Origin of the sequence: Propionivibrio sp., from assembly GCF_017995515.1 — a bacterium.
GTDB lineage: Bacteria > Pseudomonadota > Gammaproteobacteria > Burkholderiales > Rhodocyclaceae > Propionivibrio.
On sequence record NZ_JAGOIT010000113.1, the window covers coordinates 1 to 9,851 of the forward strand.

Annotated in this window: 8 protein-coding genes and 1 pseudogene; 4 read left to right on the top strand and 5 right to left on the bottom strand. The window is 63.4% G+C overall.

Features of this window, described 5'->3' with window-relative positions:
- From KBA32_RS14690 to KBA32_RS14710, 5 genes and pseudogenes are all read right to left on the bottom strand, one after another.
- The coding region (locus KBA32_RS14690) for an oxidoreductase (protein ID WP_294360389.1) at positions 1 to 1,021 on the bottom strand (1,021 nt) is incomplete at its 3' end.
- Positions 1,022 to 1,031: 10 nt separating this feature from the next.
- The gene (locus KBA32_RS14695) at positions 1,032 to 2,201 is read right to left on the bottom strand and encodes an iron-containing alcohol dehydrogenase (RefSeq protein WP_294360393.1); all 1,170 of its coding nucleotides are present in this window, start codon (positions 2,199 to 2,201) and stop codon (positions 1,032 to 1,034) included.
- A gap of 249 nt (positions 2,202 to 2,450) precedes the next feature.
- Positions 2,451 to 3,317, bottom strand: a complete 867-nt coding sequence (aroE, locus tag KBA32_RS14700; protein ID WP_294360397.1) for a shikimate dehydrogenase — start codon at positions 3,315 to 3,317, stop codon at positions 2,451 to 2,453.
- Positions 3,314 to 3,967, bottom strand: coding sequence for a LacI family DNA-binding transcriptional regulator (locus tag KBA32_RS14705; RefSeq protein ID WP_294360401.1), 654 nt, complete (start codon positions 3,965 to 3,967; stop codon positions 3,314 to 3,316). The genes aroE and KBA32_RS14705 overlap by 4 nt, the downstream gene beginning before the upstream one ends.
- 59 nt (positions 3,968 to 4,026) lie before the next feature.
- A pseudogene (locus KBA32_RS14710) lies at positions 4,027 to 4,353 on the bottom strand (LacI family DNA-binding transcriptional regulator); the annotation flags it as partial.
- A gap of 300 nt (positions 4,354 to 4,653) precedes the next feature.
- Between KBA32_RS14710 and KBA32_RS14715 the strand changes: the two are divergent.
- The 4 genes from KBA32_RS14715 (at position 4,654) to KBA32_RS14730 (ending at position 9,502) form a co-directional block, all read left to right on the top strand.
- Positions 4,654 to 6,387: a 2-oxoacid:acceptor oxidoreductase subunit alpha gene (locus KBA32_RS14715; protein WP_294360403.1), complete on the top strand. Its 1,734-nt coding sequence runs from the start codon at positions 4,654 to 4,656 to the stop codon at positions 6,385 to 6,387.
- The gene (locus KBA32_RS14720; RefSeq protein WP_294360405.1) at positions 6,384 to 7,271 is read left to right on the top strand and encodes a thiamine pyrophosphate-dependent enzyme; all 888 of its coding nucleotides are present in this window, start codon (positions 6,384 to 6,386) and stop codon (positions 7,269 to 7,271) included. The genes KBA32_RS14715 and KBA32_RS14720 overlap by 4 nt, the downstream gene beginning before the upstream one ends.
- A 355-nt stretch (positions 7,272 to 7,626) precedes the next feature.
- Complete coding sequence (locus KBA32_RS14725; RefSeq protein ID WP_294360408.1) at positions 7,627 to 9,171, top strand: acyl-CoA carboxylase subunit beta; 1,545 nt, start codon at positions 7,627 to 7,629, stop codon at positions 9,169 to 9,171.
- Positions 9,172 to 9,184: 13 nt separating this feature from the next.
- Positions 9,185 to 9,502 carry an acetyl-CoA carboxylase biotin carboxyl carrier protein subunit gene (locus KBA32_RS14730; RefSeq protein ID WP_294360412.1) on the top strand — a complete coding sequence of 106 codons (318 nt, stop codon included), beginning with the start codon at positions 9,185 to 9,187 and terminating at the stop codon, positions 9,500 to 9,502.
- The last annotated feature ends 349 nt before the right edge of the window (positions 9,503 to 9,851 follow it).

The window sequence follows — 9,851 nt, forward strand, 5'->3', positions numbered from 1 at the left end:
GCCCCTCGTGCGCACTTTGCAGCCCGAGTTCGAGGAGGCCGATGACGCGGATGACTTCCGCCGTCGGCACCGGATTCGGGCCGACGCCGAGAATCGCGTCGCGCACGCCGGCGTAGTAGGCCGGGTAATCGCCGGGGACGCAGGCGAGTTCGCGCTCGGCGGCAACGCCGTCCTTCCACACGGTAAGCGTCGCCGGCACCGGATCGTGCCCCCACTCCGGCGCAGGCGGGCGCTTGCTGGTCTTGAGCACATCCTCCTGCGGGTCGAGGCCGTGCTTGACGAAGCTGCCGAGGCTGCCGTGCACGGTGAAGCGCGCGGCCGGTACCGCGACCAGCGCGCCGGCATGCAGAATCACGCGGCTCTGGCCGTAGCGCAGCACGGCGTGGAAGTAGTCGTCCGACTGCGCGTTGTCGCGTTGCAGCGCGAGGTCGAGCGCGATCGACTCGGGCAGGCCGAAGAGTTGCAGCGTCTGGTCGAGGAGGTGCGAGCCGAGGTCGTACCACAGCCCGCTGCCCGGCAGCGCCTGCTCGCGCCAGCGGGCGCGCACTTCCGGCCGGTAGCGGTCGAAGTGCGACTCGAAATGCACGATGCGCCCCAGTTCGCCCGAGGCGAGCACCTGTTTGATGGTGAGAAAGTCCGAATCCCAGCGCCGGTTGTGGAACACCGAGAGCACGCGCCCGGCGGCCTGCGCCTGCGCTTGCAGGCGGCGCGCCTCGTGCGTCGTGACGGTGAAGGGCTTGTCGACGACGACGTGCTTGCCCGCCGCCAGCGCGGCGCTGGCCAGCGGGTAGTGCGTCTCGTTCGGCGTGGGGATGACGACGAGGTCGATGTCCGGCCGCGCGAACAGCGCTTCCGGGCTCGTCTCGGTCGCCACCTCCGGCCAGTCGGCCTTGACCTTCGCCGGATCGCTGCTCGAGATGGCGGCGAGTTTCAGCCCCGGCACGCCGGCGACGAGCGGCGCGTGGAAGGTCTTGGTGGCGAAGCCGTAGCCGACGATGCCGACGTTGAGGGATTCGGACATGGGGTCTTCCTTACACCGCGAGACGCAGGATCTTGGCCACCGCCGCCCGATCGAGCTTGACGAAGTTGCCGACCGTCGTCGTGTCGCCGTTGGTGCACTTGTCGGCCATCTCGTCGATGCGGTCGTCGGTGATGCCGAGGTCCTTCATGCGCGTGCCAACGCCGAGCGAGGTGAAGAAGGCCTCCATGCGCGCGATGCCTTCGAGAGCGACGGCTTCCGGGTTGAACACGTCGAGTTCGACGTTCCACACACGCACCGCCCACTGCACGAAGCGGTTAAGGTCCTGATGCAGCACGTGCTTCATCCACGCCGGGAAGACGACGGCCAGGCCGGCGCCGTGCGCGACGTCGTAGATGCCGCTGATCTCGTGCTCGATGTCGTGCGACGCCCAGTCGCCGATGCGGCCGGTGTTGAGCAGGTTGTTGTGCGCGATGGTACCGGCCCACATGAACTCGGACCAGGCGTCGTAGTCCTGCGGATTGGCCAGGATGCGCGGCGCCTGGCGCATGATCGTCTTCAGCGTGCCTTCGATCAGGCGGTCGGTGAAGGAGACGTTCTTGACGTTGGTGAAGTAGCGCTCCATCAGGTGCGCCGAAATGTCCATCGCGCCACAGGCGACCTGGAACGGCGGCAGCGTCATCGCCAGCTCCGGGTTGAGGATGGAGAAGCGCGGGTAGATCAGCTCTGAATTGACGGCGCGCTTGAGCCAGCCCTCTTCCTTGGTGATGACCGTGCCGGTACTCGACTCGCTGCCGGCAGCGGGCAGCGTCAGGATCGTGGCGACGGGCAGCGCGGAAGTCGGCGCGCCCTTGCCCATGTAGAAGTCCCACACGTCGTGGTCGATGACGGCGCCCATGGCGATGGCCTTGGCCGAGTCGATGACGCTACCGCCGCCGACGGCGAGGACGAGCCCGAGTCCGTGCGCCTTGCACAATTTGACGCCTTCATGCACGAGCGAGAGGCGCGGGTTCGGCTTGACGCCGCCGAGCTCGACCCACTCGACCCCGGCTGCCTTGAGCGAGGCGGTGACGCGGTCGTACAAGCCCGAGCTCTTGATCGAGCCGCCGCCGAAGTGCAGGAGGACTTTCTTGCTGTAGGCAGCGGTTTCCTTGCCGACTTGCGCCTCAGTGCCGCGGCCGAAAACGATCTTGGTGGGATTGCAGAATTCAAAGTTGTCCATGCTTCTTTCTCCTTTACTGAATGCCCGTTGGTGGGCACGGATAGGCAGAGACTGCCCGGTGCTTAAGTGTTTTACCCTTTGATTACTCGACTATTCATGCTCTACAAGTGACTGTCATTTTTCCAGCACCGATCGCCCTGAGCTTGTCGAAGGGCGGAACATCCCCGGGTGCGCTTGTTCATGCCTTTCGGCCGGCTCAGGACAGGATTCGACAAGCTCACCACGAACGGAACACGGGGACGATCTCCGTCAATCAGCTGCAAACTCGGCCGCAAGCGCCTTCTTCATCACCTCGACCGGGGCGTCGTAGCCCGTCCACAGCTTGAAGGCGATCGCGCCCTGGTAAACCAGCATGCCAAGTCCATCGAGCGTGATCGCACCGCGCGCCTTGGCGGCGTCGAGAAAACGCGTTTGCGGCGGGTTGGGGATGACGTCGCAGACGACCATGCCCGGCGTGATCGTCGTGTAATCGAGCGACGGCATGTCGTGGACGTCCGGATAGAGACCGATCGAGGTGGCGTTGACCAGCACGTCCGTCCCTTCGGGAATCGCGAGATTGTCGCTCCACGGCTGATACGTCGCATGCGTGCCGGTATGGTTGAGCAGCAGCGCGACGAGATCCCAGCCGCGCGCCTCGCCGCGATTGACGATGACGATCTCGGCCGCTCCGGCCAGCGCCAGCTCGACGGTAATCGCCCGCGCCGCGCCGCCGGCGCCGAGCACGACAAATTTCTTGCCGGCCGGGTTGAGTCTGGCGTCGTCGTTGAGCGCACGCAAAAAGCCCTTTCCGTCCGTATTGGCGCCGATCAGGCGGCCGTCCTGTACATAGACCGTATTCACCGCGCCCATGATGCGCGCGTCGTCAGCGACTTCGTCGAGATGCTTGATGACCTCGCACTTGTGCGGAATGGTCAGGTTGATGCCGCGAAAACCCATCGCGCGCAGCCCCGTGACCGCCGCCGCGAGATCCTTGGGCGGCACCTTCAGGTTGAGGTAGCGCCACGGCAGGTTCAGCGCCGCGAAGCCGGCCTCGATCATGACGACGGTCGGATTCTCGTCCACCGGGTAGCCGAAGACGCCGGTCAGTTCCTTGCGATAGCTCGTTTGCTCCTTCATTTTTTCTCCTCGGTGAGTTTCCGTGTGGTCCCGCGCAGGACGAGGCCGGGTTTCATGACCAGCGTCTTCGGACGCGGTTTCTTGCCCTCGATCATGCGCAGCAGCAGTTCAGCGCTGCGCGCGCCCATCTCCAGGCCGGGCTGAGAGATCGTCGACAGCGGCGGCTCGACCAGGCGCGCGATCTCGATGTCGTCGAAGCCGATCACTTCGACCTCGTCGGGCACGGCGATGCCGTGATCCTTGAGCGCACGCACGGCGCCGATCGCCATCATGTCGTTGCTGGTGAACACGGCGTTGAAGCGGAAGCCGCCTTCGCCGCGCGCCTCGTCCAGCGCCTCGCTCGTCAGCTGATGGCCGTGTTCGAGAGAGAAGTCGCCGGTCAGCACTTTCAGGCGGTCGGCCGGCACGCCCTTCTCGCGCATCACTTCGGCGATGCCTTCGAGCCGCAGCGCAAACGGCGAGACTTCGGCCGGGCCGTTGATGAAGAGCAGCGAGCCGTCGGCGCGCGCGAAGAAGTGCGACGCGGCGAGCCGCGCGCCGAGATGGTTGTCGAAAAACACGCCGACGCTGCCGTCGCGCCCGCGGATGTTGCGGTCCAGGAGGACGAAGGGAACGCCCTTCTTCTCCAGCAGGAGAGCTGGCAATCGCAATCAGATTCCGCCGAGTCGAGGATGACGCCGTCGACGCCCTTCTCCATCAGGAGTTGGACGTAATCCTTCTCCTTCATGATGTCGCACGCCGAATTGCAGAGGAAAAGGCTGTAACCCGCCTTGGAGAGCGCCACCTCGACGCCGCGCACGAGCAGCGGGAAGAACGGGTTGGCGATGTCCGGAATGATCAGCCCGACCGTGCGCGACTTGCCCGTTGCCAGCCCGCGCGCCACGCCTGAAGGCTGGAATCCGGTCTCCCTGACGATCGCCTGGATGCGCTCGCGCGTCTCCTTGCCGACGCCTTCCGGCCGGTTGTTCAGCACGCGCGATACGGTCGCCTTGGACACACCGGCTTTCTCTGCGATATCGGCAATCGTGATTTTCATGGGCCTGGAAAGTGGAGAACGGAAAGCGGGAAGTCGTTTGAGAAACCGATTTACTAAACCGGTTACGCACTATAGGCGAACAACTTACGGAAATCAAATCGTCGATCCCCGAATCACGGCTTGCGGCACCGCTTTCCCAGCAATTGCAAAGGCCACCCCAAGTTGGTGCTGAAATCGCATGAATTCTTGCCAAATTTGCACAAAGTTCGTGACAAGCCCGAATGACCGCCGTACCATCGACGTAACTTATTGATTTTTGGCAACTTTATACTTACCAAAATCATTTACAAAGGCTTACCCATGACTGACGAAGACTCGAGGGATGACTTGATCATCCGGATTGCAGGTGAAGGCGGCGAGGGAATCATCTCCGCCGGCGACTTCATCACGCAGGCGTGCGCGCGTGCCGGGTTGGAGGTGTACACCTTCAAGACTTTCCCGGCCGAGGTGAAGGGCGGCTACGCGATGTACCAGACGCGCACGAGCTCCCGGCCGATCTACAACCACGGCGACACCTTCAACGTGCTCTGCGCGCTGAACGGCGAGGCCTACACGATGAACCGCGCCGCCTTGCGCCCGGGAACGGCCTTCGTTTATGACAGCCACGGCGATTTCGAACCGGAAATCCCGGGCGACGTGCATGCCTACGCGATCCCGATGACACAGGCGGCGAAGGAACTGGGAACGCCAAAAGCCAAGAACATGGTCGCGCTCGGCGCGCTCTCGCGGCTCTTCGGCATTCCGGCCGATGCGCTGCTCGAAGTGCTGTCCGGCAAGTTTTCCAAGAAGGGCGACCACGTCGTCGATGGCAACGTGCGCGCCTTCGAGCGTGGCCGTGAGCTCGCGGCCGAACTCACGAAGACCGACCCCTGGCACGTGGCCGAGCCGGCTCAGCGAGGCGAAACGGTGCTGATGTCGGGCAATGACGCGATCGGGCTCGGCGCGCTGATCGCCGGACTCGACTTCTTCGCCGCCTACCCGATCACGCCGGCCACCGAAATCGCCCGCTACGTCGCGCGCCACCTGCCCAAGCGCGGCGGCACGCTGATCCAGGCCGAGGACGAGATTGCCTCGATCTCGCAGGTACTCGGTGCTTCCTACGCCGGCAAGAAGGCGATGACCTCGACCTCCGGCCCCGGCCTCGCCTTGATGAGCGAGATGCTCGGCATGGCGTTCATGAGCGAGACGCCGTGTGTCGTCGTCAACGTGCAGCGCGGCGGGCCGTCGACGGGTTTGCCGACGAAACACGAGCAGTCGGATCTCTTCCTCTCGATCCACGGCTCGCACGGCGACGCCGGCCGTATCGTGCTCTCGGTCGAAAACGTGCGCGATTGCATCGACCTGACGGTCAAGGCCTTCAATCTGGCCGAGAAATACCAGGTGCCGGTACTGCTGCTTTCCGACGGCTCGCTGGCGTTTTCGACACAGTCCGTGCCCTATCCGGACCCCGACGCCTACACGATCGAGAACCGCAAGCGCTGGGACGGCGAAGGCGAATACAAGCGCTACGCCTTCACCGCCGACGGCATCTCGCCGATGTGCGACCCCGGCACGCCGGGTGGCATGCACATGGCGACCGGCCTCGAACATAACGACGCCGGCGCGCCCAATTACTCGCCGGCCAATCACGAAGCGATGCAGGCCAAGCGCTTCGGCAAGCTGGCGACGGTCGTGGCCGACTTCCCGCAAGCCGAGATCGACGGCGACGACGATGGCGACGAGGCCGACCTCGGCATCATCGCCTGGGGCAGCACCATCGGCGTCGTGCGCGAGGCCGTCGCCCGCCTGCGCGCCGAAGGCCACGCCGTCAGGGGCTTCTACCCGAAGCTGCTGTGGCCGATGGCCGTCGAGCAATACGAGACCTTCGCCGCCAAGTGCAAGCGCCTGCTGCTGCCGGAAGTCAATTGGCAGGGCCAGCTGGCCCACTTCGTCCGCGCCGAAACCTCGCTGCGCCCCGAGTCCTACACCATTTGCGGCGGCCTGCCGTTCAACCCGGCCATGGTCGTCAGCCGCGCCAAGGAGATGCTGTCATGAACGCCCCGCTCCACCATTTGCACAAGGTCGAACTGCAAACCCGCGACTACAAGGATGAGATCACGCCGTTCTGGTGCCCCGGCTGCGGCCACCACGGCGTGCTGACCGGCGTGTTCAAGGCGCTCGCCGACCTCGGCGTCGATCCGACCTATCTGGTCAACATTTCCGGCATCGGCTGCTCGTCGCGTCTGCCCTATTTCGTTCGCTCCTACCGGATGCACACCCTGCACGGGCGCGCGGGCCCGGTCGCCACCGGCGCGCACCTGGCCAGACCGGAACTGCCGATCCTGATCACCGGCGGGGACGGCGACGCGTTCTCGATCGGCGGTGGCCACATGCCGCATCTGGCACGCAAGAACCCGAACCTGACCTATGTGATGATGGACAACCACATCTTCGGCCTGACCAAAGGCCAGGTGTCGCCCACGTCGCGCAGCAAGATGAAGGCCTATACCACGCCCTACGGCGGCACCGAGGAACCGCTCGATCCGATCCTCTACATGCTGTCCTACGGCGCGAGCTTCGTCGCGCAGTCGAACGCCACCAACGTCAAGATGACCGCGTCGCTGATTAAGCAAGGCATGGAACATCGCGGCTTTGCCTTCATCAACGTGCTGTCCAACTGTCCGAGCTTCAACGACATCGACGACGCCAAGTATTTCAAGAGCGTCTGCGAGGAGGTTCCGGCGGAACACGACGTCAGCGATCGTGATGCGGCAATGCACATCGTCAATAGAGCCGCGCAAGACGGTAAAATCCCCGTGGGATTGCTATACAAGGTCGAGCGGCCGACGCTGGACGAGCGGATGGCGGCGCTGGTCAGCCATGTCGGCGGACACAAGAACTACGACCTGCGCAAGATCATCGATCTGGCGCGCCCCTGAACCGTCGCGCAACCGTCCGGCCGGAGGAAAGCATCTTTCGACCGGGCGATACCATGCTCTGCGGATTCCCACAAAGAACACGCCACAACAGCACATAACTTCACCGAAAACCGCATAAAAACCCACGCAAAGTGCGATCATCTTCCAGCAAAACGCGGTTTCACCGCCATTTTTTGGCATCAATCCGGGCACGAACGGCCAGATCCCCGCTGAAAAACGGCGTTTACCCCAAAAATCGAAATTCTTGGCCTATTCGAACAGATTCGGTTAAATTGCGCACTTTTGCCGGACAGCAAGACTGAAAATCGGTTCCTGACCGGCAACGTAGTTTTTGTTCTTAACAGGGGTGACAATCATGTCCTTCACACAGAGAATCTTCGATTTCTTCTCGCGTAAATCCACGAAATCCAAGGGCGGCGGCGACAAAGCCATCAGCAAGCAGAAGGCCGGCGGCAAAATGACGGCGCGCGAGCGCATCGCCGCGCTGCTCGACGAGGGCTCCTTCCACGAATACGACCTCTTCGTCGAACACAAATGCCAGGACTTCGGCATGGAGACGAAGGATCTGGCGGCCGACGGCGTCGTCACCGGCTCCGGCACGATTGACGGCCGCCCGGTCTGCATCTACGCGCAGGACTTCACGGTCGCCGGCGGTTCGCTCGGCCTGATGCACGCGCGCAAGATCACCAAGGTGATGGATCACGCGATCAAGATGGGCATGCCGATCATCGGCATCAACGACTCGGGCGGCGCGCGCATCCAGGAAGGCGTCAATTCGCTGGCCGGCTACGGCGAGATCTTCTACCGCAACACGCTGGCCTCCGGCGTCGTGCCGCAAATCTCGGTCATCCTCGGGCCGTGCGCCGGCGGCGCCGTGTATTCGCCGGCACTGACCGACTTCGTCTTCGTCGTCGACAACATCTCGAAGATGTTCATCACCGGACCGGAAGTCGTCAAAACGGTGCTCGGCGAGGAAATCTCGATGGAAGACCTCGGCGGCGCCCGCGTGCAGGCCGAGACGGCCGGCAACGCGCACTTCTTCTCGAACAGCGAACTTGAGTGCTTCGAGCAGATCCGCAAGCTCGTCAGCCTGCTGCCGGACAACAACCGGGCCAAGGCGGCGATCATCGAGCAGAAGAAGCCAAAACATGCGTACCGCATCGAGGAGCTGATCCCGAAAGACTCCAAGATTCCGTTCGACGTGCGCGACATCGTGCGATCGCTCGTCGACGAGTCCGAGTTCCTCGAAGTCCAGGAACTGTTCGCAGCGAACGCGATCACCGGTTTCGCCCGCATCAACGGCGAAACGGTCGGTATCGTCGGCAATCAGGCGCTCGTGCTGGCCGGCGTGCTCGATATCGACGCGTCCGACAAGATCGCCCGCTTCATCCGTTTCTGCGACGCGTTCAACATTCCGCTCGTCACCCTCGTCGACATCCCGGGCTACCTGCCGGGCTCGGACCAGGAACACGCCGGCGTCATCCGCCACGGTGCCAAGGTCCTCTACGCCTACAGCGAAGCCAGTGTGCCGAAGATCACCGTGATCCTGCGCAAGGCTTACGGCGGCGGCTACATCGCCATGTGCTCGAACCACCTGCGCGCGGACTTCGTCTTCGCCTGGCCGACCGCCGAAATCGCGGTCATGGGTCCGGAAGGCGCGGCCAACATCATCTTCCGCAGCGAGATCATGGCCGCCGAGAACCCGGACGAGATGCGCAAGATCAAGGTCAAGGAATACACCGACAAGTTCGCCAATCCGTACGTCGCGGCGTCCAGCGGCTACGTCGATGCGGTGATCACGCCGGAAGAAACGCGCGCCTACCTGATCCACGCGCTGAAAGTCACGCGCAACAAGGAAGAAGCACGTCCGGACCGCAAACACGGCGTGCCCCCGTTCTAAGAGGAGAACTCCCATGCAAGAACAGGAACAGTTCACCGAAATCGCGCTGGAATCGGGCACCTACGAATCGCGCTTAACCAAGAAGTTCACGCTGAGGAAGCCGTTTGAAAAAGCCGACCCGCGCGTGATCAAGGCTTCGATCCCGGGTGTCATCGAGAAAATCGACACCCGCGTCGGCGCGAAGGTCAGCGAGGGAGAAACGCTGATGATTCTCGAAGCGATGAAGATGCTCAACCGGATCAAGGCACCAGCCGACGGCAAGATCAAGGTGATCCGCGTCGCGCCGGGAGAGAAGGTCACCAAGGGGCAGGTTCTGCTGGAAATCGAATAGGCGGCGCTCCCCGCTCATCGGCCACAAACGGCACGGGCCGGCGATGAAAGTTCTTCATCGCCGGCCCGTGTCTTTTTCTGCCCCCCTGCCACTCGAAAACCCTGCCCGCAGGGTGCAATAAGCAACGCGGCTCTGCATTCCCTTCGGTCACATTGCACCAATCCACCTCGCGCCGTAGCGTCGTAGGGTGCAATAACCGAAGGGCATTGCACCGGTACTCCATCAAACCGCCGCGCATTACCCAAAAACCGCCGCCGGTCGCGCCCCGCCATATCCCCTATGGCATACTCCCTTGATGACCGCCCTGACCCCCGAAGCCTTCCTCGCCCGCTGGCAGCACGCCGACGGG

What these genes read in the sequence shown, in the direction of transcription:
- KBA32_RS14695 (WP_294360393.1), bottom strand. Translation starts at nt 2,201, where the DNA reads ATGGACAACTTTGAATTCTGCAATCCCACCAAGATCGTTTTCGGCCGC.
- aroE (WP_294360397.1), bottom strand. Translation starts at nt 3,317, where the DNA reads ATGAAGGAGCAAACGAGCTATCGCAAGGAACTGACCGGCGTCTTCGGC.
- KBA32_RS14715 (WP_294360403.1), top strand. Translation starts at nt 4,654, where the DNA reads ATGACTGACGAAGACTCGAGGGATGACTTGATCATCCGGATTGCAGGT.
- KBA32_RS14720 (WP_294360405.1), top strand. Translation starts at nt 6,384, where the DNA reads ATGAACGCCCCGCTCCACCATTTGCACAAGGTCGAACTGCAAACCCGC.
- KBA32_RS14725 (WP_294360408.1), top strand. Translation starts at nt 7,627, where the DNA reads ATGTCCTTCACACAGAGAATCTTCGATTTCTTCTCGCGTAAATCCACG.
- KBA32_RS14730 (WP_294360412.1), top strand. Translation starts at nt 9,185, where the DNA reads ATGCAAGAACAGGAACAGTTCACCGAAATCGCGCTGGAATCGGGCACC.